Below are 25184 nucleotides of genomic sequence, written 5' to 3'. Positions count from 1 at the left end.
GGTTCCTTCCTTCGTTCCGTAACCGAGACCATCCTCCGACCCAAAGTGCTCACCAAGTGAGCACTTTACGAGAGAAGGTGGAAACATGCGCGCTGACCGACTTGTCGCCGCCCTGCTGCTCATGCAGCGCCGGGGCCGGGTGACCGCTGCCGAGCTGGCCGAAGAACTCGACGTGTCCGTCGCCACGGCACGTCGCGATCTGGAGGCGATGTCCGCCGCCGGCATCCCGGTGTACCCGCAGCCCGGCCGCGGCGGGGGCTGGGCGCTCGTCGGCGGGGCCCGTACCGATCTCAGCGGTCTGTCGGCCAACGAGGCCCAGGCGCTCTTCCTGCTCGTCGGCCCCGCCGCGGCGGCCTCGGGGGACGCCAAGGCGGCACTGAACAAGCTGCTGCGGGCGCTGCCGCAGACCTTCCGGGCCGATGCCGAGGCCGCCGCCGACGCCACCATGGTCGACCCCACCCCCTGGGGCGACCGCGACCGCGACCGGCCCGAGCTGGTCGACCGGCTGCAGGCCGCCGTGGTCCGCCGGCGCAGGGTCCGCCTGACCTACACCAACGGTGCCCGGGAGCGGACCGAGCGGGTCGTCGACCCCTGGGGTCTGGTCGACAAGGACGACACCTGGTACCTGATCGCCGGGACCGAGCGGGGGCGGCGCACCTTCCGCGTCGACCGGATCGCCGCCGCGGAGCAGACCGGCGAAACCGCCGAGCGCCCCGACGACTTCGCGCTCGCCACGGCCTGGCAGGAGGTCGTCGGCGACGTGGAGCGCAAGCGCTCGCGCACCTGGGCGACCGTGCTCGTCGAGGCGCGGTACCTGGACGTCCTGCGCGACCGGTTCGGACGCCACTGCCACCCCGACGGGGAGAACGCCGACGGCCGTGCCCGGGTCCGGCTCGGCGCACCGACCCCGCTGGACCTCGCCCGCAACCTGGCCGGCTGGGGCGCCCTGGTCGAGGTCCTCGAACCCACCTTCGTACAGGCCGAGTTGGCCCGGATAGGAGCGGAGCTCAGCGACCGTTACGCCGGGGTGCGCGCACACGGCGACGACCGCCACCCCTCGCTCGACACGGGGTGGCGGTCGTCGTCGTCCGGTGCGGGGGAGGAGCCGCGCGTCATGCCGCCTCGGCAAGCACCAGAGCGGGCTCCCGGGACTCGGTGAACGACGTGGAGCCGTGCAGCCACGCCACGGCGTCGCGCAGCCCGGCGGGGGAGAGGCTTGCCAGCATCGCGTTACGGACCGGCACGTCCGCCCCGGCCGCGTGGTAGAGCCGCTCGCCCAGCTCGCGCGCCGTCAGCGTCGTACGCGCCGTACGGTCCCGCCGCAGCGCGTTGAACTCCACCAGCCACCGCGGCACGTCCACCGAGGCGCGGGCCCCGAGCAGCCCGCCCAGGACCACCGCGTCCTCCAGGGCCATGCAGGCCCCCTGGGCGGCGTACTGGAGCATCGGATGCGCGGCGTCCCCGAGGAGCGCCACCCGGCCGTCCACCCACCCGTCCACCGGATCGCGGTCGCAGAGCACCCAGACCTTCCAGTCCCGGCCGAGTTCCAGCAGCCGTCGTGCCCGCGCGCAGAGCCCGGGGAACTCGCCCAGGACGTGGGTCCGGCTCGTGGGCGCCCCGGTGATCTCCTCACGGGCGCCGTCGTCCCGGGTGGCCGCGAGGTTGAGGAACGCGCCGCCGCCGATCGGATAGTGCACGAAGTGCCAGCCCGGTCCCGCCCACAGGGTGACCGTCTTGGAGCGCAGCTCCTCGGGCACCTCCGCCATCGGGATCACCGACCGGTAGATCGTGTGCCCGGAGATCCGCGGACCGCCGTCGCCGACGAGCTGGGCCCGTACCGCCGAACGCAGCCCGTCGGCGCCGAGCAGCACGTCCGCGGAGAACCGCTCCCCGCCCGCGGTCAGCGCCGTCACCCGGTCGGCGGTCTGCCGGTAGCCGGTCACCCGGTGCCCGGCGAGCAGCTCCACCCCGGCCGCGCGGCAGCCGTCGAGCAGCGCCCGGTGCAGATCGCCGCGGTGGACCACGGCGTACGGGCCGCCGAACCGGGTCCGGTACGTGCCGGTCAGCTCCAGGGCGGCGACCCGCTGCCCGGACGTGCCGTCCAGGAAGCGCAGTTCGTCGATGAAGTCGGCCCGCTCGGCCACCCGGTCGCGCACCCCGAGGGCGGAGAGCGCGCGGAAGGCGTTGGGCGCCAGCTGGATCCCGGCGCCGATCTCCGAGAACTCGGGCCGGCCCTCCAGGACCGTCGCCCGGTGTCCGGCCCGGGCCTGGGCCAGAGCGGCGGCGAGGCCGCCGATGCCGCCGCCCGCGACGAGTATGTGAGTCATCCTCTGCTCCTCTCTTACGCTCTTACGCTGCGGCGGCCGGCCCCGAGGTGATGGGGCCGGCCGCCGGAATCAACAGCTGGGGACCTACTTCGCCGTGGCCGGTGCGCCGGTGGCGCCGACCGTGGCCTTGCTGCCGGAAGCCGCGGGCGCGGCCGAGGCCACGGCGGTGCGCCGCAGACCGAGGACCGAGACCACGACGATGGCCACGGACAGACCGGTCGTGAACCAGAACGCCCCCTGGAAGCCGCTGAGCGGAATGGTCGCGACCTTGGCGCCGTGCACCACGCCGGCGAGCGCGACACCCACCGCGAGGCCGATGCCCACACCCAGCTGACGGCTGGAGTTGAACAGGCCGGAGGCCAGACCCATCTGCGGGCCGGTGACACCGCTGGTGCCCGCGATGGCGGTGGAGATCATCATGACCGTCACGCCGAGACCGATCAGCACACCGCCGGGCAGCACACCGAGCCAGTAGGAGCTGTCCGCCGTGACCTGCGCGAGCATCCCCGCACCGGCCGCCAGCAGCACACCGCCGCCGATCAGGACGTTGCGGGCGCCGAGCTTGTGGGTGAGCTTGACGACCGGGAGGCTCGCCAGGAAGACCACGAAGGCCTGCGGGAAGAAGCCCATGCTCGCCTTCAGCGCGGAGTAACCGAGCACCTGCTGCATGTACATGGTGATGAAGAAGGTCGACACCGACATCACGCCACCGGACAGGAACGCGATCCCGTTGCCCGCCGAGAGCGCGCGGTTACGGAAGATCGACAGCGGCACGAGCGGCCCGGAGACCCGGGTCTGGACGACCAGGAAGGCGATCAGCAGGGCGGCGCCGCCGGCCAGCGAGACGAGGACGCTCGTGGCGCCCCAGCCCTTGCCGGAGGCCTCGGTCAGACCGTAGGTGAGGGCGCACATCGCCGAGGTGACCAGGATCGCGCCCGGCAGGTCGAGACGGGCGGAGCCGGCGGCCTTGTGGTCGGCGAGGAGCCGGCGGGCGGCCAGCGCCACGAGCAGGATGCCGACCGGGACGTTGACGAGCATGACGGCGCGCCAGGTGAGGAACTCGGTGAGCAGACCGCCGGCGACCACGCCACCGGTGAAGCCGGCCGAGGAGACCGCGCCGAAGATGCCCATCGCCTTCACGCGCTCGGGACCCTCGGGGAAGCCGCCGGCGATCATGGCGAGGACCGCCGGGGAGACGGCCGCGGCCGACAGACCCTGGACGGCGCGCGCCAGGACGAGGATCCACGGCTCGTTGGCGATGCCGCCGACGAGCGAGGCGATCGTGAAGACCGCGAGACCGGTCACGAACATGCGCTTGCGGCCGAAGACGTCACCGGCGCGGCCGCCGAGCAGCAGGAAGCCGCCGTAGAAGAGCGCGTAGGCGCCGACGACCCACTGCAGTCCACTGGCGGTGAACCCGAGGTCACGCTGCATGGCGCCCAGGGCGACGTTCACGATGGCGAAGTCGAGGACGAGCATGAACTGTGCGGCGCACAGCAGGCCGAGCGGCGGCCGGGTCGTGCCGGCCGTGCTGGTGGAGCTGGTCATGAGATTCCTTTCACGGGGACTTTCCGGGGGGTTTCACGGGGAGAGGGAGCGGGGGATACCGGCGAACCTGGTTGGCCGGTAGGGTCTGCGGGATGACGGAACCCAAGCGCGTGCGACAGCCCGGCGACCGTGAGGTGGCCCCCGGCCGGCTCGCTCTGGTGCAGTCCTTCGTCAACAGCGTCAATGTCGAGTTCGGGCCGGACGAGTTCGCGTCCGTCGCGGGGCTTGCGCGCTGGATGGAGCGGCAGGGCTTCCCCACGGGAGCCCTCGCCCCCTCCGAGCCCGACCGCCGGGAGGCCGTCGAGGTCCGGGAGGCGCTGCGCGCCCTCATGCGGGAGAACAACGGCGCCGGGCCCGACCCGGCGGCCCGCGCCGTCGTCGAGCGGGTCGCCGCCCACTGCCCGCTGGTCCTGGGCTTCGGCGAGGACGGCGTCCCGCGCCTGCGCCCCGGCGGCACCGGCACCCGCGGCATGATCGGCCAGGTCCTGGCGATCGTCGTCGAGGCGGCCGGTGACGGTTCCTGGCAGCGCCTGAAGGCCTGTCACGAGCACCGCTGCGAGTGGGCCTTCTACGATCGGGCCCGCAACCGCAGCGGCCGCTGGTGCTCCATGGCCGTCTGCGGCACGCGCTCCAAGATGCAGACCTACCGACAGGGGCTCCGCACCCCGGCCGGCGCCCGCTGACAGCAGCGCGGCCACGGACCGTACGGCGTCCGCCGGCCGTAACGCGCCGGCCGGACTCTCGGCCACCGGCGCGCTCACGGCGCGTGCCCCGTCACTCGGGCGCTCACAGGCGCGACCTCCGTCGCCCGGGCGCTCACGGCGCGTACTCCTTGCCGAGCAGCATCCGGGCGACGGTCAGCTTGGTGGCCGCCGCCGTGCCGTCCGCGAGCTGGAGACCGATGACGTCCCGCAGCCGCTGGGCGACCGGGCCGTCCTCGCTCCAGCCCAGGTGACCCATGGTCAGCAGCGCCTGGTGCACCGCCTCGACGGCGGCCTTCGGCGCCCACCACTTGGCCATGTTCGACGGGATACGGGGATCCTCGCCCCGGTCCGCCTTCCACAGCGCCTCGAAGCCGACCAGCCGGGCCGCGTGCAGCAGCGTCGTGTGCTCGACGAGCGGGAACACCACCGACTGGAAGCGGCTGATCGGCTGCCCGAAGGCGGTGCGCCCCGACGCGTGCGCGTACGCCTCCGCGAGGGCGGCGTCCCCGACGGCGATGGCCATCAGCGCGATGTACGCCCGGGAGACCCCGAAGCCACGCATCACCGCGCCGAAACCCCCGCCGGGCGCCCCGACCAGGTCCTCGGGTCCGACCCGCAGGCCGTCGAAGACCAGCCGGCCGCGTCCGCCGGAGCGGCAGCCGAGGTCGGTCAGCCGCTCCTTGCGGACCCGGTCGCCGTCGAGGCGGGTGTAGAACGCGCTGATGCCGTGGGCGCCCTCGCCGCCCGTCCGGGCGAAGACCAGGGCGTGGGTGGCGTAGGCGGTGACCATGATCGAGGTCTTCTCGCCGGAGAGCAGCCAGCCGTCGCCGTCGGGCTCGGCGCGCATCTCGATGCCCGCCGCGTCCGTCCCGTGCCCGGCCTCGGTGAGCGCGAGCGCCACCACCGCCTCGCCCCGCGCGATCGGCGGCAGCCAGCGCTCCAGCTGCTCGGGGCTGCCGTTGGCGGCCAGGACGCCGCCGATGAGCGCGGCGTTGAGCACGGGGAAGCACACGGACAGATCGGCCGCCGCCAGCTTCTCCAGCGCGATGCCGGCGCTGACGGCGTCGAGACCCTGCCCGCCGTACTGCTCGGGCACCCGCAGCGCGAACAGACCGGCCGCGGCCATGTCCTCGATCAGGCCCGGGCGGTACGCGCCGCGGCGGTCGTTCTCCTGGCGGTGCGGAGCGATCTTCTCGGCGGCGAACTCCTCTGTCTGCTTGGCCAGTTCGTCCTGCTGGGCGGTGAAGGCGTAGTTCATGAGGCCGTGCGTCCTTCCTGGGCCCGGAGTCGGTCCCGCAGAGCGAATTTCTGGATCTTTCCGGAGGGGGTCCTCGGCAGCGCCGGCACCAGTTCGAGCCGCTCGGGCCAGTACGTACGGGCCATGCCGAGCCCGGCGAGATGGCTGCGTACGCCCTCCAGATCGGGGGCCGCGCCGGTGGTGACGAGGAACGCGCAGGCGCGCTCGCCGAGCCGCTGGTCGGGGTAGCCGACGACGGCGACGTCCCTCACCACGGGGTGGCGCAGCAGGGCCGCCTCGACCTCCACCACCGGGATGTTCTCGGCCCCGCGCATGATCACGTCCTTGACCCGGCCCGTGATCCGTATCCCGCCGTGGCCGTCGTCCCGGGCGAGGTCGCCGGTGTCGAACCAGCCGTCGGCGGTCACGCACGCGTCGTACACCTCCTGGCGCCGGAAGTAGCCCAGGCACTGGGCGGACCCGCGCACCTGGAGCAGACCGGGGGCGCCCGGCGCCACCGGCTCGCCGTCCTTGCCGACGATCCGGACCTCCATGCCGGGCACGGTGGTGCCGTCGCTCTCGGCGGCGCGCAGCGGCGGCTGCTCGGGGCGGGTGACGGTGACGCAGCCGTTCTCCGTCATGCCCCACAGGGCGTACACCCGGCAGCCCAGCACCTCGCGCGCGTCCTCCACGAGCAGCGGCGCTATCGGCGCGCTGCCGGTGGCGAAGCTCCGCAGCGCCGACAGGTCGTGGGGCGTCTCGCGCTGGGCGTGGATCAGGTCGGAGAGGAAGGTGGGGGCGCCCATGAAGAAGGTCACCCGCTGCTCCTGGAGCGTCCGCAGCATCTGCCGCGGGTCCCAGCGGTCCACCTGCACGGCGGTGGCGCCGAGCAGCAGCGGCATCACGAAGTTCCAGGTGAAGCCGGCCTGGTGGGTGGTCGGCGAGCCCATCGCGGTGACCTCGGAGCCGGTCAGACCCAGCACGTCGGCCTGCGCCTTGTTCATCGAGTACAGAGTGTTGTGGCTGTGCAGCACACCCTTGGGCTCGCCGGTGGTCCCGGAGGTGAACATGATCTGGGCGGCGTCGTCGGGACCGGCCTCGATCGTGTCCAGGGAGGCGAGCAGCTCCGGGTCCGGCTCCGGCTCGTACAGATCGCGTACGAAGTCCAGCGCGCCCGCGTCGAGGTCGCCGGCCGTGGGGTCGAGCAGCACGCGGTGGCGCAGGGTCGGGACGGCCTCGGCGATCTCCGCGCTCATCTCCGCGTAGGAGAAGCCGCGCATCTCGGCGGCGCCGATGTAGACCGGGCTCGCGGTGAGCCGGGTCATGAACTCCACCTCGCGGCGGCGCATCACCGGAACGACCGGGCCCGCGATCGCGCCGACCCGGGCGGCGGCCAGGCAGAGCGCCACCAGCTCCCAGGAGTTGGGCAGTTGCAGGGTCACCACGTCGCCGCGGCGGACCCCGAGCCGAAGCAGCCCGACCGCGAGCCGGTCGACCCGGCGGGCCAGCTCGGCGTAGCTCAGGGACTGGAAGGCGTCCCCCCGGTAGCAGACCAGGGCGGTCCTGTCCGGCCGCTCACGGGCCCAGCGGCGCAGGTCGTGCAGGATCGTCTCGTCCCGCCACCAGCCGGCGGCGCGGTAGCTGTCCACGGCGGTCAACGGATGCCTCCACTGCGTGATGCGAGCGAGGTACGGGCGCGCTCGGCGATCGCCCGCGCGCTCACACCGCCCCGTTCGAGCAGGTAGCGCTGGCTTCCGGCGACGGGGACGAACTCGTCCGGCAGCGCCATCCGGTGCACCCGCACCGGGCGTACGGCGCTGAGCGCCTCGGCGACGGCGGAGCCGAAGCCCCCGGAGCTCCAGTGCTCCTCCACGGTGATGACCGTGTCGCGCACGCCGAGCGAGCTCAGCAGCGCCGGGGTGTCCAGCGGCTTGACGGTGTGCAGGTGCAGCACGTTGGCCGTGATGCCCTCCGACTCCAGCAGGTCGGCCGCCTCCAGGGCGGCGAGCGTCGGGTAGGGCCCGCAGGCGGCCAGGGTGATGTCCGTGCCGTGCCGCAGCTGCTGGGCCTTGCCGAGCCGCACCGGCGGGCCGGCGGGCAGGTCGGGCGTGGCGCCCCGGCCGAGCCGGAAGTAGACCGGTCCGCCGAGCGTGAGCGCCTGGCGCAGGAGCTCCTCGGTGCCGGCGGCGTCGCCCGGGACCACCACGGTCATGTGGGGCAGGGCCCGCATCACCGCGAGGTCCTCCAGGGCGTGGTGGGTCGGGCCGAGGTGCCCGGCCGACACCCCGGAGTGGGTGGCCGCGATCAGTACCGGCAGGTTGCCCATGGCGATGTCGATCTTCACCGCCTCCACCGCGCGGGAGGAGGCGAACGCCGCCATGGTGTTGACCAGCGGGATGCGGCCCTCCCGGGCGAGGCCGGCGGCCGTGCCCATCAGGGTGTGCTCGGCGATGCCGAGGTTGAGGTAGCGGTCGGCGGCGGAACCGAAGTCCACCCCGCCGAACAGACCGGTGTCGCTGTCCAGGACGACCAGCCGCGGCTCGCCGGGGAGCAGTGCGGCCACCGTGTCGCGGTAGACCTCGCGGGCGGCGCGGGGCGGGGCGGGGGCGGGAGCCGTGGTCATCGACGCTCACCGCCCGCCGGCGTACCGGAGGAGGCGCGGACCGCGTTGAGGGCCCGCTGGTGCTGCCGGCCGCTCAGTCGCGCGTAGTGGCTCTTGGCCTGGCCCTCGATGAACGGCACGCCCTTGCCCTTGACGGTGTGGGCGATGATCACGGTCGGCTGATGCGGGTCCGCCGGCAGGGTCAGGGCGGTGGTCAGCTGCTCGGCGTCGTGGCCGTCGGCCTCCAGGACGCGCCAGCCGAAGGCCCGCCAGCGATCGGCCAGCGGTTCGAGGGAGTTGACGCTCTCGGTGCCGCCGGTGATCTGCAGCCCGTTGCGGTCCACGATCGCGGTCAGGCTGCCGAGCCGGTGCGCCGAGGCCACCGAGGCGGCCTCCCAGACCGAGCCCTCCTGGAGCTCGCCGTCACCCATGACGACGAAGCAGCGGCGGTCGGAGCCGTCGAGGCGGTTGGCCAGCGCGTAGCCGACACCGAGGGCGAGGCCGTGACCGAGCGAGCCGGAGGCGATCTCCACACCGGCGATCTCCGGGTGCGGATGGGCCATCAGATGGCTGCCGGGCCGGGCGTACTCGTCGAGCGCCTGGGCCGGGAAGTAGCCCGCCTCGCAGAGCGTCGCGAACAGGGCGATGCCGCCGTGTCCCTTGCTGAGCAGCAGGACGTCGCGCTCGGGCAGGCCGGGGAAGCGGGGGTCGTGCCGCATCACCCGGAAGTACAGGACGGACAGGATCTCGACGAGCGACATCGACCCGCCCAGGTGGCCGCCCTCGGGGCCGGCGCACATGGCGACGATGTGCTCCCTGATCCGGCCGGTGATCCCGGCGAGCTCGGCCGCGTCGGGGCCGTGCGCGTCGAGGTGGCGCTCATCGAGGCCGGTGCCGGAGAGATCGGTGCGGGCGGGGGCGCCCCGCAGCAGAGGCGGGCTGCTCATGCCTGGGTCCTTTCGACTGGTACGGGACGAGGTACGGGACGTACGGGACGAGGTAGGGGACGTACGGGAGGGGTACGGGGCGTACGGGACGGGGCCGGACGAGGCGTCCCGGGCGGTCAGTTGGGGTGCAGGCCGGTGAACTCCAGGCCGCGCACCTCGGGCTCGCCGAAGCGCACGTTCATGCACTGCACCGCGTTGCCCGCGCCGCCCTTGACGAGGTTGTCCAGCGCCGCGATCACGGTGACGGTGGAGGCGCCCCGGTCCAGGGCGAAACCGACGTCGCAGAAGTTGGAGCCGGAGAGGATCTTGGCGTCGGGGAAGCGGTGCATCCCGCGCCGGGCTGCGACGATCCGCATGAACGGCTCGTCGGCGTAGCGGCTCCGGTAGGCGGACCGGATGGCGCGCTCGTCGACGCCGCCGGCCAGCGTTGCCCGGCTGAGCAGCTGGACGCCGCGCACCGCCTCGACGCCGGTCGCCGACATCCGTACGGTGTGCCCGGTGGCCTGGGCGATCTCCGCCTCATGCCGGTGCCGGGTGGGGGCGAACACCCGCAGCGCACCGCTGCGTTCGGCGTGCAGGTTCTCCGCGCCGGCCTTCGCGCCGGAGCCGCTGGAGCCCGTCCTGGCGTCGACCGTGATGTCACCGGTGATGAGCCCGGCCTCGGCCAGCGGGACGAGGGAGAGGATGCCGGCGGCGGCCATGCACCCGGGCACGGATATCCGGTCGGCGGTGCGCAGGCGCTCGCGGTGGTGCTCCGGGAGCCCCTGGACGAAGGTGCCGATGAGCTCGGGCGCCTCGTGCGGGGTGCCGTAGTAGTCCTCGTACACCTCGGGGTCGCTCAGCCGGAAGTCACCGGACAGGTCGATGACGACGGTCGCCCTGCCGAGGAACTCCGGCATCCGCTGCATCGTCTCGCGATGCGGGGTCGCCAGGAACAGCACGTCCACGCGCGGGAGTTGGTCCTCGGACGAGAACGTCAGCTTGGTGCGGCCGCGGAGATTGGGGTGGACGCCGTCGATCTGGCGCCCCTGCAGGGTGCGCGAAGTGGCGGCCACCAGGTCGACCTGGGGGTGGTTCACGAGGAGCCGCAGCAGCTCCCCGCCGATGTAGCCGGCCGCTCCCAGCACTGCCGCGCGGATCATGACTCTGCCTTTGCTGTCAGGAGGGCGGCGATGGTGTCCGCCACATCGAGGTCGGTTCCGTAGGTCGACTGCAGGCCGCGGAACTCGACCCGGTCGTTGACCTCCAGGACGGTGAGCCGGCCGCCCGGCTCCTCCAGGAGGTCCACCCCCGCCACACAGGCGCCGACGGTGTCCGCCGCCGCGACCGCGAGCTCGGTGAGGTCCGTGTCGAGCGGGCAGCGTTCGCTGACCGCGCCGCGCGCCACGTTGGTGCGCCAGTCCTCGCTCCGGCGGTAGGTCGCGCCGACCGCCCGGCCGCCCACGACGAGGACCCGGATGTCCCGGTCCGCCTTGGCGACCTCGCGCTGGACGTAGACGATGTGCGACTGGGGGGAGGGCAGGGCGGCGAGGTGCTCGAGCACCGCCTCCGCCATCGCCCGGTCGGTGACCCGGGTGACGAGGCGTCCCCAGGACCCGACCAGGGGCTTGATCACCGCGGGGTAGCCCAGCTCCTCCAGGGCCTTGAGGGCCGCCTCCGGGGTCAGGGCGAGCGTGGTCTCCGGGGTCGGCAGGCCCCGGGCGACCAGGGCCGCCGAGGTCTGCCACTTGTCCCCGCAGACGGCCGTGGCGGCGGCGCTGTTGAGCACCGTCACGCCCGCCGACTCCAGTGCGGAAGCCGCGTACAGGGCACGGTAGTGACCCACTTCGCGGTTGAGCACGGTCTGCGGGCCGTCCCAGGGCGTTCCGGCCCGGACCGACAGAGCGCGGGGGTCGATCTGTTCACAGGCGACGCCGCGCCTCTCCAGCGCGGTCAGGATGTTCTTCTCCTCGAACCGGACCCGGGAGGCGAGGACACCGAGTCGCGCTGCCGCAGAGCTCATCAGGGAAATCTCCTTCTCGTCTTCTCGTCGGTGGCCGGGCCCGCTACTCGCCCCAGTCCTCCTCGACCTCGGGGGCGAGGATCAGCTGCGGCGGCTCGACGGACTCGATCTCGAGTTCCAGCCGGCATTCCGGGCACTCGACTATTTCGCTGACCCGGGCGTCCGTTCCCAGCGACACCTCTGCGTCGCACTCGGGGCACTCGGGGGCAATGAGGGTTTCCTGCATGGCGATTCCTCAATTCTTCCGTGGAGGTGGTGAATCGGAAATTACTGTAGTGCCGCTGCGATGCCCTGTTCCGTAGTGCTCCGACGCATGATCTGATCGGAACGAGGGCGAATGCTTATGGGCGGTGAGGAGGTCGTCAGGCGGCGGCGGTCGCGAGCAGGGGAGCGCCGGCGGGGTCGGTCGTGGCCGAGCTCGGGGCGGCCGGTTCCGAGCGTGTTTCCGAGCCCGGCCCGAGGGCCGGTTCGGAGGTCGCCTCCGAGAGGAGCGGATAGTCGCGCAGGGCCTGGCGGAACGCCTTCTCCGCGATCCCGGCGAAGCCTTCCGGTACGCCCCCCGGGGCCAGCGACATCGTCACCGGCACCGGCTCGGGCGGCGGCGGAAGCCCGGGACGTACGGAGGGGGTCAGCCCCCACAACTCGTCCCCGTTGGCGACCAGGCAGGTCATGCCGAGACCCGCCTTCGCCGCCGACCGCAGTCCGATCAGCTCGCCGCTCTCGTACGCGACCCGCCACTCGATCCCCGCCGCGTCGAGGACCTCGCGGACCCGGCCCCGCAGCGTGCAGGGCTCCGGGAAGAGCGCCAGGGGCAGCGCGCCCCGCTCCCCGTGAGCCGGCCGCCCGAACCAGGCCATCCGCATCCGGCCCAGCTCCCGGGTGTCCGTACCGGCCCCGGGTGCAGTGCTCTGGAGCAGCAGCGCCGCGTCGAGCTGGCCGCCGGCCAGCTGGGCCGCGAGCTCCTCGCTCGCCCCGGTCCGCACGCTCAGCTGGGCCTGGGGCATGCCCCGGTTCAGCAGCCGGAGGAACTCGGGCAGCACCTCCGCGAGCTGGCTCGCCACGCCGATCGACAACATGAGCTGGCCGGCCTGCGGGATGAAACGGTCGACCGCCTCGTCGTTGAGCGCCACCATGCGGCGGGCGTACCTCAGCAGCTCCTCGCCCCGCGGGCTGAGCCGCAGATTGCGCCCCGTGGAGGCGAACACCGGGCTTCTGATGAGACCGCTCAGCTGGCGTATCTGCTGGCTGACCGCGGGCTGGGTGATGTGCAGGGACTCCGCCGCCCTCCGGAAGCCGCCGAGGTCGACGACGGCCACCAGAGTCCTCAGCCTGTTTATCTGCAAGTCGTGATGCATTCTCCCACCCACATCGTCGAAGGACGTTCCGTGAAGTCTGCGGCTCAGCCTAGGGTCGACGGTTTCGACGGCGCCATGGATGCGGTCACGGACCGGATGTGACATCTTCATGTGACGGGTGTGCAGCCCTCAAGAACGGGTCCTGCGGCCGGAATTACCGCCTCTTATTCCAGCCATAAACACAAGCCATCGACTTTCTCCCTCGAAATGCTGCTGGGTGCCTAATGTGAATGGCCACCACCGAACATTTCACCGAACACCTGAGGAGACGTCATGCTGGCAGCCACCGCCGATTCCGCAGTGCAGCAGGGAGTCCAGATACAGCTCGCCGACCCGGCGCTCGCCACCCGCAGCCCGGGTGAGGAGTTCGCCTGGTCGGTACGCGCCGCCGGCCAGGACCAGGACCACGAGGTGCCCTTCCGCGCCCATCTCCCGGCCGTCTTCCCGCTGTTCGCGACCCGGCCGCGCTACGCCGTCCGCCACCTTCTGAAGACGGCCTCGGTCGCCGACGCGCCGGTCACCTTCGTGCACGAGCCGCCGGCCGCCCGGCTGGCCGCCGCCGGCACCTCGTACCAGGCCACCCCCGAGGGCGCCTTCGCACCCCGGCTCGAGCAGGCCGAGCTCACCGACCTGACGGTGCGCGTGCCGCTGCCCGCCGGGCTGCTCGACCAGCCGGCGCTGCTCGCCTCCTTCGTCGACTACCGCGTGCTGGTCCGGCTCTCCGTCGTGGAGAACGAGACGCTGCTCCACGGCAGCGCCGACAAGGCGATCACCGGCCTGCTGAACCTTCCCGAGATCCGCCGCGGCACGCTCGGCGAGGACGTGTACGCCGCCATCACCGAGGCTGCCGCCGAGGTCGAGGAGACGGGCGGTTCCTGCGACGGAATCGTCGTCCACCCCTTCACGTACTGGGAGCTGGTCCGGACCGGCGTGCTCGGCCAGCTGGGCGCGGCCGGCATCACCGTCTCGCGCACCCGCATGATCCCGCGCGGCCAGATCCTCCTCGGCGACTTCCGCGCCGCCGTCACCCTGCTCGTCCCGGGCGTCGCCTCGCTGGCGCTGCGCCGCGGCGCGGGCCCGGACGGCTCCGACGCCATCGAGGCGAGCAGCCGGATCGGTCTCGCCGTCCACCTGCCCCAGCACTTCCTGCTGCTGACCCGCGGCTGACGCGGACCGACCCGTGACCGGCCGCGTCGTCGGCACCACGAAGGGACCACCACCACCATGACAGGCCCCTCCCCGCGCGTCCTCTACATCACCGGATGGATGCGCAGCGGTAGCACCCTGCTCGGCAACGTCCTCAACGAGGTCCCCGGCGTCCGGCACGTCGGAGAGCTCTTCTACCTCTGGCGCAACGGAGTCCTCGGCGCCGGCACCAACTCCAGCTGCGGCTGCGGGAGTCCGCTGCGCGCCTGCCCCCTCTGGTCCGGCATCCTCGCGGGACTGCCCGAGGGCTCCGCCGAGGCCACCGCCCACCGGATGGCCACGCTCCAGCAGGCGCTGCTGCGCACCCGGCACACCCCCGCCCGGCTCGCCGAGGCCCGCGGCGAGCGGCCCACCGCACCCGGAGTGACGGAGCTCCTGGACCACTCGGCCTCCGTCTACCGGCAGGTGGCCGCCCTCGGCGGCGACCGCCTGATCGTGGACGGCTCGAAGTACCCGGCGGAGGCGGCCGCCCTCCTCGGCCGCGCCGACCTGGACGTACGGGTGCTGCACATCGTGCGGGACCCGCGGGCCACCGCGCTGTCCTACCGCAGCGCGAAGGACTACATCGACCCGATGTCCCCGGCCCGCAGCAGCGGGTACTGGACCGCCTTCAACCTCGCCTCCGAACTGGTCGGCCGGACCGCAGGCGAGCGCTACCTGAGGATCCGTCACGAGGACCTGGCCCGCCGCCCGCGCGAGGTGACGACCCAGGTCCTGCGCTTCGCGGGCCTCGACGCCGAATCCCCGGTGGACGCCGAGGGCCGGATCCCGCTCGGCGCCAACCACACCGTCACCGGCAACCCGGACCGGCTGCGCCGGGGCGTCACCCAGATCCGCCCCGACGAGCGCTGGCGCACCAAGCTGCCCGGCACCGACATCGCGGCGGCCACCGCGGCGGCCGCGCCCCTGCTCAGCCGGTACGGCTACCCGCTGACCGCCGTCCGCCCCTTGCGCGCGACCGGCACGGGTACGAGTGCGAGTACGGGTTCCCGGAACGCCGGACCGGCCGGCCGGCCGGCGTCGCGGACCCCGGGACCGCCCTCGCGGGGTGAGGTCTCGTGAATCTGGGCCTCACCGGACGCGCCGCCCTGGTCGCGGCGTCCAGCAGCGGAATCGGCCTCGCCGTGGCCCGGGTCCTGGCCGCCGAGGGCGCCGACGTCTCGATCTGCGGCCGTGACCCCGAGCGGCTCGCCCGCGCCCACAAGGAGGTGGACGCCTGTGGCACGGGCCGGGTGCTGAGCACCGTGGTCGACCTGTGCGACGAGGACGCCGCCGCCGGGTGGGTACGCCGGACCGTGGAGGAGTTCGGCGGACTGCACGTGGTCGTCACCAACTCGGGCGGGGTGCCCTTCGGTCCCGTGGAGGACTTCGCGGTCGCCGACTACCGCGAGGCGGTGAACGGCAACCTGCTGCCCCATGTCTCGATCTCGCTGGCCGCCGCCCCGTACCTGCGGGCGGCCGGCTGGGGCCGGATCGTCATGATCACCTCTGAGTCGGTACGCCAGCCCCACCCGGGCAGCGGCCTGTCCTCGGTGGCCCGGCTCGGCGTCCTCGGCTTCGCCAAGGGCCTGGTCCACGCCTTCGGCCCGGCCGGAGTGACCGTGAACGTGCTGGCACCCGGCTTCCACCGCACCCCGATCCTCGACGTGCAGTACGGCGACGAGGTCGAGGAGCGCCTGGCCGAGGTCGCCGCCGGGATCCCGCTGGGCCGGATCGGCCGGGCCGAGGACCTGGGCGCCCTGGTGGCCTTCCTCGCCAGTGAACAGGCCGCCTTCGTCACCGGCGCCGTGCTGGTCGCGGACGGCGGCAACACCCGCGGCATCGGCTGACGCCCTCAGCCCACCGGGCATGCCTGGCCCGGCACCTCAGCCCACTAGCCATGCTCGGGCCCGCACGTCAGCTCACCGGCCATGCCCGGCCCGGCTCAGTCCACTAGCCACGCCCGGGCCCGCACGTCAGCTCACCGGCCATGCCGGGACCGGCAACTCAGCCCGCGGCCACGCCCGGACGGGCAACCAGCCCGCCGACCACGCCCCGGCAGCCCCTCAGCCGCGGCGCCCGCCGCCTGTCGCCCCCGCCGCGGGGGACCCGCCCGTCCGCCCAGGACCGTCCGTGCAGGCCCGTCCGCGCAGGACCGTCCGCCCTCCCACCAGCCGAAGGAGTTCCGTACATGCCAGCCCTCGGGGAAGTCGCCAGCTCACGTGAGGCCGCGCTCTACGTGGTCAAACTGGGCAGCGCCACTCTGCTCCACAGTCAGGTCTTCGACGAACTGCTCGAACTCAGCAGACGCGGCGCGCGCCTGCTCGTCATCGCCGGGGGAGCGGCCGGCATCCGCGAGCACTACGCGCGTACCGGTCGCGAGATCCGCACCCTGGTCTCCCGCAACGGCGACGAGATCCGCTACTGCCCCCCGGAGGAGATGCCGCACATCGTCGCCGCGTACGAGGAGGTCACCCTGCCCCTGGTGGAGGAGGAGCTGACCAGGCGCGGCCTCTCCGTCTTCGCGGCCGTCGCCCGTACCGGCGCGCTCGTCAAGGCCACCGTCAACGGCCCGCTGCGCGTGCAGGAGGACGGCAGGACCCGGCTGATCCGTGACCACCGCGCGGGCACCGTCAGCTCCGTGGACGTCCCCCGGCTCACCGGCCTGCTGGCCACCTTCGACGTCGTCTGCCTCTCCCCGCCGGTCGCCGACGCCGACGGCGGTACGGCGCTCAACGTGGACGCCGACGTGCTCGCCGCCGAGGCCGCCCGCGCCCTGGACGCCGACCACCTGCGGCTGGTCACCGGCACCGCCGGGCTGCTCACCGACCCGGCCGATCCCGCCAGCAGCCTGCGTCACCTCACCGAGGGCGAGGGCCGGCGCTACGCCAAGGGCCGGATGCGGCAGAAGGTCAGGGCGGCCGAGATCGCCCTCAAGGGCACCTCCGACACCGCCATCACCGGACCGCACACGCTCTCCGCCGCCGGCGCCACCTGGTTCTGGCGGGCGCCCGCCCCGGCCCCCGACCTCGACCTGCTGTCCCGCGCGGTGGAGCTGTCCTCCGTCTCCCGCGACGAGCGGGAGATCGCCGAGTTCCTCGCCGAATGGTGCGCGGAGCACGGCATCAAGGCGGAGGTCGACGCGGCGAACAACCTGGTCGCCACCAAGGGCGCGGGTGCCAAGCGGCTGCTGATGCTCGGGCACCTGGACACCGTCCCGCACCGCTGGCCCGTCCGCTGGGACGGCGAGGTGCTCTCCGGGCGCGGCTCCGTGGACGCCAAGGGCAGCCTGGTGACCTACCTCCAGACCCTGGCCGCGTTCGACCCGCCCGAGGGCGTCGAGGTGCGGGTGGTCGGCGCCGTGGAGGAGGAGATCACCGGCGCCGGCGCCTTCCACGTCCGCGACGCCTACCCGGCCGACGCGGTGATCGTGGGCGAGCCCAGCGGCGCCGAGGCGCTCACCCTCGGCTACTACGGCCTGGTCAAGGTCCGGTACGCCGTGGAGGAGCCCACCGGACACACGGCCGGCGAGGGCGTCCGTACCGCGGGCGACCGGATGGTCGAGGTGCTCGCGAAGGTCCCGGGCACGGTGGCCGGACTCCACCCCGACGCGCTGACCGCCGTACTGGGCGTGCGCGCCCTCAACCAGGGCGACGCCCAGGTCGGCGAGGCCGTGGTGGACGTCCGCGTACCGCCGGGTCTCGACGTGGACGCGACCGTGGACGCGCTGCGCGCGCTCGCGGCCGCACCGGTGCGGATCGACGTCCTGCGGGCCACCCCCGGAGTGGCCACCCGGCGCACCAGTCCGCTGGTCAAGGCTTTCCAACGGGCCTTCGCGGAAAGCGGAGTGACGCCCCGTTACCTGATGAAGAAGGGGAGCAGCGACATGAACACGCTCGCCACCACCTGGCACGGCATCCCCATGGTCGCCTACGGCCCCGGTGACGCCAAGCTCGACCACACCCCCGACGAACACCTGCACGCGGACGAGTTCCGGCGGGCCCAGCGCCTGCTGGCCGCCGCGGTCCGAGAATGGAGCTCGCTGTGACCGTCCTGACGGCCGCCCCCGGGCACGACCTCGCCGGGCACGACCTCGCGGCCCCCGTCGTCCACTGCACCTGCTACCCCGGCTCGACCCTCTGGCTGACCGGTCTGCCCAGCGCCGGCAAGACCACCCTCGCGAACGCCACCGCCGAACTGCTGCGCGCCCGCGGCCGACGCGTGGAGGTCCTCGACGGCGACGAGCTGCGCCGGACGTTCTCGGCCGGCCTCGGCTTCTCCCGGGCCGACCGGAACACCAACGTCGAGCGCATCGGCCGGGTCGCCCAGGTGCTCGCCCGCAACGGCGTGACGGTCCTGGTCCCGGTCATCGCCCCCTACGCGGAGTCCCGCGAGACGGTCCGCGCCTGGCACCGGGAGAGCGACACCGCGTTCCTGGAGGTCCATGTCGCCGCCCCGCTGTCGGTGTGCTCCCGGCGCGACGTCAAGGGCCTCTACGCCCGGCAGGCCGCCGGCGAGATCAGCGGCCTGACCGGTGTGGACGACCCCTACGAGGAGCCGGAGGCACCCGACCTGAGGATCGCCTCGCACATCCACGGCGTCGCCGAGTCCGCGCGGCAGTTGCTCGACCTGCTCACCCGCCGGGAGCTCCTCGCCGGTGCGGACGACCAGAAGGAAAGGAGCGCGGCATGACCGCCCCGACCGTCACCACGACCGCCCCGACGACCGCCCCCGCGTTCGCGGCCCCCTCGCTGCCGGACGTCCGGACCGGGGAAGCCTTCGGGCTCTCCCACCTCGACGCCGTCGAGTCCGAGGCCGTCCACATCTTCCGGGAGGTGGCGGGCGAGTTCGAGCGGCCGGTCATCCTCTTCTCCGGCGGCAAGGACTCGATCGTCATGCTCCACCTGGCGCTCAAGGCCTTCGCGCCGGCGCCGCTGCCCTTCTCCCTGCTGCACGTCGACACCGGGCACAACTTCCCCGAGGTCCTCGACTACCGCGACCGCGTGGTCGCCGAGCACGGCCTCCGGCTGCACGTCGCCCGCGTCCAGGACTTCATCGACGACGGCCGGCTGCGCGAGCGCCCCGACGGCACCCGTAACCCGCTGCAGACCGTCCCGCTGCTCGACGCCATCACCACCGGCCGCTACGACGCGGTGTTCGGCGGCGGCCGGCGCGACGAGGAGAAGGCCCGCGCCAAGGAACGGGTGTTCTCGCTGCGCGACGAGTTCGGCGCCTGGGACCCGCGCCGCCAGCGCCCCGAGCTGTGGTCGCTGTACAACGGCCGCCACACCCCGGGCGAGCACGTGCGGGTCTTCCCGCTGTCCAACTGGACCGAGCTCGACGTCTGGCAGTACATCCAGCGCGAGAACATCGCCCTGCCGGAGATCTACTACGCGCACCACCGCGAGGTCTTCGCGCGCGGCGGCATGTGGCTGGCCCCCGGCGACTGGGGCGGCCCGCGCGCCGACGAGCGGCTGGAGACCCGGCTGGTCCGCTACCGCACGGTCGGCGACATGTCCTGCACCGGAGCGGTGGAGTCCACCGCCACCACCGTCGAGTCCGTGATCGCCGAGATCGCCGCCTCCCGGCTCACCGAGCGCGGCGCCACCCGCGCCGACGACAAGCTCTCGGAAGCCGCCATGGAAGACCGCAAACGCGAAGGGTACTTCTAGCCGTGAACCTCACCGAAGCTCCGCACACCACGCCCGGCACCCTCCCGTACGGGACCGGTCAGCACCCCACCGTGGACTCCCTGCGCTTCGCCACCGCCGGCTCCGTCGACGACGGCAAGTCCACCCTCGTCGGCCGTCTCCTGCACGACTCCAAGTCGGTCCTCGCCGACCAGCTGGAGGCCGTCGAGGCCGCCTCCCTCAAGCGCGGCCAGGAGGCGCCCGACCTGGCGCTGCTCACCGACGGCCTGCGCGCCGAACGCGAGCAGGGCATCACCATCGACGTGGCCTACCGCTACTTCGCCACCGCCCGCCGCCGGTTCATCCTCGCCGACACCCCCGGCCACGTGCAGTACACCCGCAACATGGTCACCGGCGCCTCCACGGCCGACCTCGCCCTCGTCCTCGTCGACGCCCGCAACGGCGTCGTCGAGCAGACCCGCCGCCACCTCGCCGTCGCCGCCCTGCTGCGCATCCGCCACGTCACCCTCGTGGTCAACAAGATGGACCTGGTGGACTGCTCGGAGGAGGTGTTCGCCCGTACCGCCGCCGCGTTCTCGGAGTGCGCCGCCGCCCTCGGCGTCGAGCGGGTGACCGCCATCCCGATCTCGGCACTGGCCGGCGACAACGTCGTACGCCCCTCGGAGCGCATGGACTGGTACGCGGGGCCCACGGTGCTCGAACACCTGGAGTCGGTGCCGGTGGGCGCCGATCCGCGCACCGAGCCCGCCCGGCTGCCCGTCCAGTACGTCATCAGGCCGAACACCGCCGCCCACCGCGACTACCGCGGCTACGCGGGCCAGATCACCAGCGGCGTGCTGCGGGTCGGCGACCGGGTCACCGCCCTGCCGTCCGGCGCGGTCAGCACCGTCGCGGCCATCGACACCCTGGACGGCACCGTCACCGACACCGCCTGGGCGCCCCAGTCGGTGACGGTACGGCTGACCGACGACCTCGACATCGCCCGGGGAGACCTGCTGGCCCCGGCCGCCGCCGCGCCCCGCGCCGTCCGGCGGTTCACCGCCACCGTCTGCCACCTCGGCGAACAGCCGCTCCACGCGGGCCGGCAGGTCCTCCTGCGGCACACCACCCGCACCGTACGGGCGGTGGTCGTGGAGATCACCTCGAAGCTCGACCTCGAGGACCTCTCCGAGCGTCCGGGGTCCGACACCCTCGGCGTGAACGACATCGGCCGGATCGTCGTCCGCACCGCCGAACCGCTCGCCCTGGACGGCTACGCGGACTTCCGGCGCACCGGATCGTTCCTGCTCATCGACCCCTCCGACGGCAGCACCCTGACCGCCGGAATGGCGGACGAGCCGACCGCCGCGGAAGGGGTGTGACGCCCTCGCGAGATGACCATGAGAACTTCATGTCCCCCCGGTGACACAGGCACTGTCGGCCCTTCCCGGCGCCCAGCAGACTCTTCCCCGTCAGCAGGTCAACGACTCCAGGAAGGGCCGACATGAACCTCACCGTCGCCACCGCCGTCACCGCCGCCCCGGTCACCGAGGAGCTGATCATCGAGGACTTCGGCGCCATGGCCACCGAGCAGTACCAGCCCGGCACCTGCATCTGCTGGATGGGCGGCGACTCGCTCGCGGAGTGACCCTCCCGCCCTTCGACGCATCTCACCGAACGCAGGCCGCACACCAGACAGGGGGAAACACGGTGGCACATCGCCAGGGCACCACGACCGGACTCGGATTCAAGCCTCATCTGAAGGCCGAAGTCGTCCCCGGGGAGGGCGTGTTCCTCATATCCGAGCGTGGGGTGACCGCGCTGCGAGGATCCTGCGTCACCACCCTGGCCCCCCTGCTCGACGGCACCCGCACCCTCGACCGCCTGATCGCCGACGCCGACGGCACCCTCCCCGCCGACCAGGTGCGCCAGGTCGTCACCCGGCTCCTCGGCTCCGGGCTGCTCGCCCACCGGGCGCCGGACGCGGCCACCGCCGGCTCGGGCGAGGCGTTCTGGGAACTGGCGGGGGTGGACGGCGGCGAAGCCGCCCGCCGTACCGGCAGCGCGTCGGTCGCCGGCCTCGGCCGCGGCACGGAGACGGGCGCCGGCACCGAGGAACTCCTCGCCGCCCTGGCAGCAGCCGGCCTGCGCATCCACCGCGCCGACGAGGACACCGAACCCCCCGGCCTGGCCGTCGTCCTCTGCGACAGCTACCTCGACCCCTCGCTCGCCGTCCTGGACGCCACGTACCGCGCCAGTGGCACCCCCTGGCTGCCCGTCCGGCTGACGGGCGAACAGCCGTGGATCGGCCCGGTGTTCCAGCCGGACGAGGGGCCGTGCTGGCACTGTCTGGCCGAACCCCTGCGCCGTAACCGCCCGGCCGAGACCTACCTCGGCCGCGCCCTCGGACGCCCCGTCAGCGTGCCGCCCTCCGGCCTCGCCGCGGGACGCGCCGTCGGACTCCACCTCGCCTGCCTCGAAGCCGTCAAGTGGATGGCGGGCCACCGCCACTCCGGCCAGAACTCGCTCTGGACCATGGACACCCTCACCCTCGCCGGCCGCCACCATCCCGTACGCCGCCGCCCCCAATGCCCGTCCTGCGGCGACCCCGACGTCACCGCCCGCCGCATCTGGGCCCCGGTCCGGCCGGTCAGCCGCCCCAAGTCCGGCACCGGCACCGGCGAGCGCTCCCTGACGCCCGAGGAGATGCTGGAGACGTACGGCCACCTGGTGGACGACCTGACCGGCGTGGTCAAGGAGGTCCGCCGCGACCGGCGCGACCCCGGCTTCCTCAACTGCTTCCACTCCGGCCACAACCCGGCCACCTCGCCCACCGGACTCGCCGCGGTCCGCGCCGGGCTGCGCAGCCACAGCTCCGGCAAGGGCACCACCCCGCTGCAGGCCCGGGTCAGCGCCCTGTGCGAGGCCGTCGAACGCCACAGCGGCTACCGGCAGGGCGACGAACCCACCCTGCGGGCCACCTACCGCGAGGTCGCCGACCGCGCCGTCCACCCCGACACCGTCCAGCTGTTCCACCCCCGCCAGTTCCCCGACCGGGCGACCTGGAACGCCGAGCACTCCCCGGCGCACCGCGTCTGCGCGCCCTTCGACGAGAACACCCCGGTCGACTGGACCCCGGTCTGGTCGCTGACCGCGAACCGCCACCGGCTGCTGCCCACCTCGATGCTCTACTACGACGCGCCCTGCCCCACCGGCTTCTTCTCCGCCCACTCCAACGGCACGGCGGCCGGCAGCTCCCGCGAGGACGCCATCGTCCAGGGCTTCCTGGAGCTCGTCGAACGCGACGCCGTCGCCCTGTGGTGGTACAACCGCACCCGGCAGCCCGGCGTCGACCTCTCCTCCTTCGGCGACCCCTGGATCGACACGACCCGGGCCGCCCACGCCGACCTGGACCGCGAGCTGTGGGTCCTGGACCTCACCAGCGACCTCGGCGTCCCCGTCTTCGCCGCGCTCTCGCGCCGTACCGACAAGCCCGCCGAGGACATCACCCTCGGATTCGGCGCCCACTTCGACCCCCGGGTGGCGCTGCGCAGAGCCGTGGCGGAGGTCAACCAGATGCTGCCGCCGGTCGTCGGTGTCACCGCGGACGGCGCCGGTTACAGCTGCGACGACACCGCCGCACTGAACTGGTGGCGGTCAGCCACCACCGCCAACCAGCCCTACCTGCTCCCGTACGGGCCGGACCGCACCCCCGCCGACTTCCCGTACACCCCCCGCACCGACCTGGCCGACGACGTGGCCGCCGCCGAGGCGCTCGCCCGCGACCTCGGCAGCGAACTCCTGGTCCTCGACCAGACACGCGCCGACATCGGTCTGCCCGTCGTCAAGGTGATCGTGCCCGGACTGCGCACCTTCTGGACCCGCTTCGCCCCCGGCCGGCTGTACGACGTCCCGGTACGCCTGGGCCGGCTGGACACCCCCACCCGCTACGAGGACCTCAATCCGGTCCCGCTCTTCCTGTAACACCCCCGTCGCGCCATCCGTGAGGTCCCGGCCATGAAGTCATCCGCCCCACCCGCTCCGCGGGACACCCGACTGATCGAACTGTGGTCGCTCCGCGAGGACACCACGGTCGAGACCGCGGCGGACGATCCCGGGACCGGCCTGGTCAGCACCCGCTGGGACGAGATCCGGCTGCCGATTGCCGACCCGGTGATCTCCCGCGCCCTGGAGCGGATGACGTACGGCCCGGTGTCGCTGGACAACGTCCTGCCCGGCTTCAGCGACACCGGCTCGATCCCCGGCGACCCGCGCCGCGCCGCACTCCGCGCCACCCTGGAGTCGGTGCGGCACGCCGTGATCCGCACGCTCGCGCTCGCCGACGGCACCGAGCAGCTGGCGGTCGTGCCGATCGTGCGCGAGGCCCGCTTCACCCCGGGCATGCCCCCGGCCGACGCCGTCCACCGGCTGTCCCGGTTCGCCACCCTGCGCGTCGGCGCCCGCGACATGATCCTCGAATCACCGCTCAGCTCCCACCGGGTGCTGCTGCACACCGCCCAGGCCATGTGGCTGGTCAGCTGTTACGTCCGCCCCACCTCCGTCCTCGACACGGCCCGGCTCCTCGACGTACCGCTGGACGTGGTGCGCACCGCGGTCGGCTATCTGGAGGCGTCCGGCATGCTGGTGCCCGGGGCGCGCGCCGCCACCCCGGCGGCAGGGGGCGATCCGTACCCCGTCACCTTCGCCGAGGACCGTGATCCCGTACTGGAGCACTGGTCGCCGCGCGAGCTGATGCTGCACAACCGCAGCAGGCCCGGCCTGCACGACGAGCCGCTCGGACGGGCCGCGGCGCAGACCGTCAGGGCCGCGCGGGAACACCCGGCACCCGACGGCGCGCCCTTCGCGCTGCCGGTGCCCGACCTCGACCTGGTGCTGGCCCGCGACCCGCGCCTGACCACCGTGCTGGAATCCCGCCGATCGGTCCGCGCCGACGGCGGCCGCCCGCTGTCCCTCGCCCAGCTGGGGGAGTTGCTGTACCGCTCCGCCCGTGCCAGGCCCGCCGCCGGACGGCCGTACCCGAGCGCCGGCTCGGTCTACCCGCTGGAGCTGTACGTCACGGTGGCCGGATCGACCGAACTGCCGCGCGGGGCCTACCACTACGACCCGGACGGGCACACCCTCTTCCCGCTCCGCGCCGAACCGCACCTGGTGGACGCCCTGCTGGGCGAGGCGGCCGCCAACGCCGGGCTGAGCGAGGAACCACCGGTCCTGATCAGCATGACGGCGCGCTTCCGGCGGATGAGCACCGCCTTCCCGGGGAGCGCCTACAGCGTGCTGCTCAAGGAGGTCGGGGCGCTCCAGCAGACGCTCTACCTGGTCTCCACGGCCATGGGCATCGGGCCGTGCGCCCTGGCGTTCGGCGACACCGCGACCTCGGCCCGTGCCTTCCGCCTCGACTGGCGAGCCGAGTCCGGCGTCGGCGAGTTCGTCCTGGCCGCGCTGCCCACGGGTGTCCGCTCCGCCGAACACGCCGGTGCCGACGGCCCCGGCGGCCCCCTCACGAGAGGTCCGCGACCGGAGATACCTCCCAGTACGTAACCTACTCGGCCTATGCTGCACACCCCGTGCGAAAACGCAGTCGAGTTGGGAGCCCCTGTGCGATGGTCCCGCACCGCAGATCCAGACG

Annotated in this window: 22 protein-coding genes; 12 read left to right on the top strand and 10 right to left on the bottom strand. The window is 73.3% G+C overall.

What is annotated here, in order from left to right; translation table 11 throughout:
* Positions 1–85 precede the first annotated feature (85 nt).
* On the top strand, positions 86–1159 hold the full coding sequence (locus ACFYV5_RS08585) for a helix-turn-helix transcriptional regulator (RefSeq protein ID WP_389165936.1): 1074 nt from the start codon (positions 86–88) through the stop codon (positions 1157–1159).
* Here ACFYV5_RS08585 and ACFYV5_RS08580 read toward each other — a convergent pair.
* On the bottom strand, positions 1113–2327 hold the full coding sequence (locus ACFYV5_RS08580) for an FAD-dependent monooxygenase (protein WP_389165933.1): 1215 nt from the start codon (positions 2325–2327) through the stop codon (positions 1113–1115). The genes ACFYV5_RS08585 and ACFYV5_RS08580 overlap by 47 nt on opposite strands.
* An 84-nt stretch (positions 2328–2411) precedes the next feature.
* Positions 2412–3875 carry an MFS transporter gene (locus tag ACFYV5_RS08575; RefSeq protein ID WP_389165930.1) on the bottom strand — a complete coding sequence of 488 codons (1464 nt, stop codon included), beginning with the start codon at positions 3873–3875 and terminating at the stop codon, positions 2412–2414.
* 92 nt (positions 3876–3967) lie between these two features.
* On the opposite strand from ACFYV5_RS08575, the gene ACFYV5_RS08570 reads away from it, so the two are divergent.
* A complete protein-coding gene (locus ACFYV5_RS08570; RefSeq protein WP_355108018.1) occupies positions 3968–4558 on the top strand; it encodes a CGNR zinc finger domain-containing protein in 591 nt (196 codons plus the stop codon).
* 133 nt (positions 4559–4691) lie between these two features.
* On the opposite strand, the gene ACFYV5_RS08565 is transcribed toward ACFYV5_RS08570, so the two are convergent.
* From ACFYV5_RS08565 to ACFYV5_RS08530, 8 genes are all read right to left on the bottom strand, one after another.
* Complete coding sequence (locus tag ACFYV5_RS08565) at positions 4692–5837, bottom strand: acyl-CoA dehydrogenase family protein (protein ID WP_389165926.1); 1146 nt, start codon at positions 5835–5837, stop codon at positions 4692–4694.
* Entirely contained in the window at positions 5834–7465 is a 1632-nt protein-coding gene (locus ACFYV5_RS08560) for an AMP-binding protein (RefSeq protein WP_389166371.1), read from the bottom strand. The genes ACFYV5_RS08565 and ACFYV5_RS08560 overlap by 4 nt, the downstream gene beginning before the upstream one ends.
* 5 nt (positions 7466–7470) lie before the next feature.
* On the bottom strand, positions 7471–8439 hold the full coding sequence (locus tag ACFYV5_RS08555) for a transketolase family protein (RefSeq protein WP_389165924.1): 969 nt from the start codon (positions 8437–8439) through the stop codon (positions 7471–7473).
* Positions 8436–9218, bottom strand: a complete 783-nt coding sequence (locus ACFYV5_RS08550; RefSeq protein ID WP_389166369.1) for a transketolase — start codon at positions 9216–9218, stop codon at positions 8436–8438. The genes ACFYV5_RS08555 and ACFYV5_RS08550 overlap by 4 nt, the downstream gene beginning before the upstream one ends.
* 263 nt (positions 9219–9481) lie before the next feature.
* Positions 9482–10507: an N-acetyl-gamma-glutamyl-phosphate reductase gene (gene argC, locus ACFYV5_RS08545; protein WP_355108008.1), complete on the bottom strand. Its 1026-nt coding sequence runs from the start codon at positions 10505–10507 to the stop codon at positions 9482–9484.
* Entirely contained in the window at positions 10504–11367 is an 864-nt protein-coding gene (locus ACFYV5_RS08540) for a RimK family alpha-L-glutamate ligase (RefSeq protein WP_355108006.1), read from the bottom strand. Before ACFYV5_RS08540 ends, argC begins: the two co-directional genes overlap by 4 nt.
* A gap of 43 nt (positions 11368–11410) precedes the next feature.
* Positions 11411–11593, bottom strand: a complete 183-nt coding sequence (locus ACFYV5_RS08535; protein ID WP_355108004.1) for a lysine biosynthesis protein LysW — start codon at positions 11591–11593, stop codon at positions 11411–11413.
* Positions 11594–11729: 136 nt separating this feature from the next.
* Entirely contained in the window at positions 11730–12722 is a 993-nt protein-coding gene (locus ACFYV5_RS08530) for a LysR substrate-binding domain-containing protein (protein WP_389165918.1), read from the bottom strand.
* A 273-nt stretch (positions 12723–12995) separates the two neighbouring features.
* Here ACFYV5_RS08530 and ACFYV5_RS08525 point away from each other — a divergent pair, with 273 nt between their 5' ends.
* From ACFYV5_RS08525 to ACFYV5_RS08480, 10 genes are all read left to right on the top strand, one after another.
* Entirely contained in the window at positions 12996–13889 is an 894-nt protein-coding gene (locus tag ACFYV5_RS08525; protein WP_355108000.1) for a family 3 encapsulin nanocompartment shell protein, read from the top strand.
* A gap of 57 nt (positions 13890–13946) precedes the next feature.
* On the top strand, positions 13947–14990 hold the full coding sequence (locus tag ACFYV5_RS08520) for a sulfotransferase (protein ID WP_389165915.1): 1044 nt from the start codon (positions 13947–13949) through the stop codon (positions 14988–14990).
* Positions 14987–15757 carry an SDR family NAD(P)-dependent oxidoreductase gene (locus ACFYV5_RS08515; RefSeq protein WP_389165912.1) on the top strand — a complete coding sequence of 257 codons (771 nt, stop codon included), beginning with the start codon at positions 14987–14989 and terminating at the stop codon, positions 15755–15757. The genes ACFYV5_RS08520 and ACFYV5_RS08515 overlap by 4 nt, the downstream gene beginning before the upstream one ends.
* 341 nt (positions 15758–16098) lie before the next feature.
* Positions 16099–17955: a M20/M25/M40 family metallo-hydrolase gene (locus ACFYV5_RS08510; RefSeq protein ID WP_389165909.1), complete on the top strand. Its 1857-nt coding sequence runs from the start codon at positions 16099–16101 to the stop codon at positions 17953–17955.
* On the top strand, positions 17952–18599 hold the full coding sequence (gene cysC, locus ACFYV5_RS08505) for an adenylyl-sulfate kinase (RefSeq protein WP_389165906.1): 648 nt from the start codon (positions 17952–17954) through the stop codon (positions 18597–18599). Before ACFYV5_RS08510 ends, cysC begins: the two co-directional genes overlap by 4 nt.
* Entirely contained in the window at positions 18596–19579 is a 984-nt protein-coding gene (cysD, locus tag ACFYV5_RS08500) for a sulfate adenylyltransferase subunit CysD (RefSeq protein WP_389165903.1), read from the top strand. The genes cysC and cysD overlap by 4 nt, the downstream gene beginning before the upstream one ends.
* A gap of 71 nt (positions 19580–19650) precedes the next feature.
* Entirely contained in the window at positions 19651–20919 is a 1269-nt protein-coding gene (locus ACFYV5_RS08495; protein ID WP_389166366.1) for a sulfate adenylyltransferase subunit 1, read from the top strand.
* Positions 20920–21041: 122 nt separating this feature from the next.
* On the top strand, positions 21042–21185 hold the full coding sequence (locus ACFYV5_RS08490; protein ID WP_355107990.1) for a hypothetical protein: 144 nt from the start codon (positions 21042–21044) through the stop codon (positions 21183–21185).
* A 62-nt stretch (positions 21186–21247) separates the two neighbouring features.
* A complete protein-coding gene (locus tag ACFYV5_RS08485) occupies positions 21248–23521 on the top strand; it encodes a TOMM precursor leader peptide-binding protein (RefSeq protein WP_355107988.1) in 2274 nt (757 codons plus the stop codon).
* Between the two features lie 33 nt (positions 23522–23554).
* Positions 23555–25096 (top strand): SagB family peptide dehydrogenase, encoded by a 1542-nt coding sequence (locus ACFYV5_RS08480; RefSeq protein WP_389165899.1) that lies wholly within the window; start codon positions 23555–23557, stop codon positions 25094–25096.
* Positions 25097–25184 lie beyond the last annotated feature (88 nt).

The sequence above is a fragment of the Streptomyces sp. NPDC003035 genome (assembly GCF_042888285.1).
GTDB lineage: Bacteria > Actinomycetota > Actinomycetes > Streptomycetales > Streptomycetaceae > Streptomyces.
Note: the sequence above shows the minus strand (reverse complement) of the source record. Positions and strands in the feature narration are given on the sequence as shown.

Bases quoted from the DNA above. Each gene is read 5' to 3' on its own strand.
- ACFYV5_RS08570 (WP_355108018.1), top strand. From the start codon at position 3,968: ATGACGGAACCCAAGCGCGTGCGACAGCCCGGCGACCGTGAGGTGGCC.
- ACFYV5_RS08575 (WP_389165930.1), bottom strand. From the start codon at position 3,875: ATGACCAGCTCCACCAGCACGGCCGGCACGACCCGGCCGCCGCTCGGC.
- ACFYV5_RS08520 (WP_389165915.1), top strand. From the start codon at position 13,947: ATGACAGGCCCCTCCCCGCGCGTCCTCTACATCACCGGATGGATGCGC.
- cysD (WP_389165903.1), top strand. From the start codon at position 18,596: ATGACCGCCCCGACCGTCACCACGACCGCCCCGACGACCGCCCCCGCG.
- ACFYV5_RS08565 (WP_389165926.1), bottom strand. From the start codon at position 5,837: ATGAACTACGCCTTCACCGCCCAGCAGGACGAACTGGCCAAGCAGACA.
- ACFYV5_RS08530 (WP_389165918.1), bottom strand. From the start codon at position 12,722: ATGCATCACGACTTGCAGATAAACAGGCTGAGGACTCTGGTGGCCGTC.
- ACFYV5_RS08535 (WP_355108004.1), bottom strand. From the start codon at position 11,593: ATGCAGGAAACCCTCATTGCCCCCGAGTGCCCCGAGTGCGACGCAGAG.
- ACFYV5_RS08585 (WP_389165936.1), top strand. From the start codon at position 86: ATGCGCGCTGACCGACTTGTCGCCGCCCTGCTGCTCATGCAGCGCCGG.
- ACFYV5_RS08550 (WP_389166369.1), bottom strand. From the start codon at position 9,218: ATGTGCGCCGGCCCCGAGGGCGGCCACCTGGGCGGGTCGATGTCGCTC.
- ACFYV5_RS08510 (WP_389165909.1), top strand. From the start codon at position 16,099: ATGCCAGCCCTCGGGGAAGTCGCCAGCTCACGTGAGGCCGCGCTCTAC.
- ACFYV5_RS08540 (WP_355108006.1), bottom strand. From the start codon at position 11,367: ATGAGCTCTGCGGCAGCGCGACTCGGTGTCCTCGCCTCCCGGGTCCGG.
- ACFYV5_RS08555 (WP_389165924.1), bottom strand. From the start codon at position 8,439: ATGACCACGGCTCCCGCCCCCGCCCCGCCCCGCGCCGCCCGCGAGGTC.
- ACFYV5_RS08525 (WP_355108000.1), top strand. From the start codon at position 12,996: ATGCTGGCAGCCACCGCCGATTCCGCAGTGCAGCAGGGAGTCCAGATA.
- ACFYV5_RS08490 (WP_355107990.1), top strand. From the start codon at position 21,042: ATGAACCTCACCGTCGCCACCGCCGTCACCGCCGCCCCGGTCACCGAG.
- argC (WP_355108008.1), bottom strand. From the start codon at position 10,507: ATGATCCGCGCGGCAGTGCTGGGAGCGGCCGGCTACATCGGCGGGGAG.
- ACFYV5_RS08480 (WP_389165899.1), top strand. From the start codon at position 23,555: ATGAAGTCATCCGCCCCACCCGCTCCGCGGGACACCCGACTGATCGAA.
- ACFYV5_RS08580 (WP_389165933.1), bottom strand. From the start codon at position 2,327: ATGACTCACATACTCGTCGCGGGCGGCGGCATCGGCGGCCTCGCCGCC.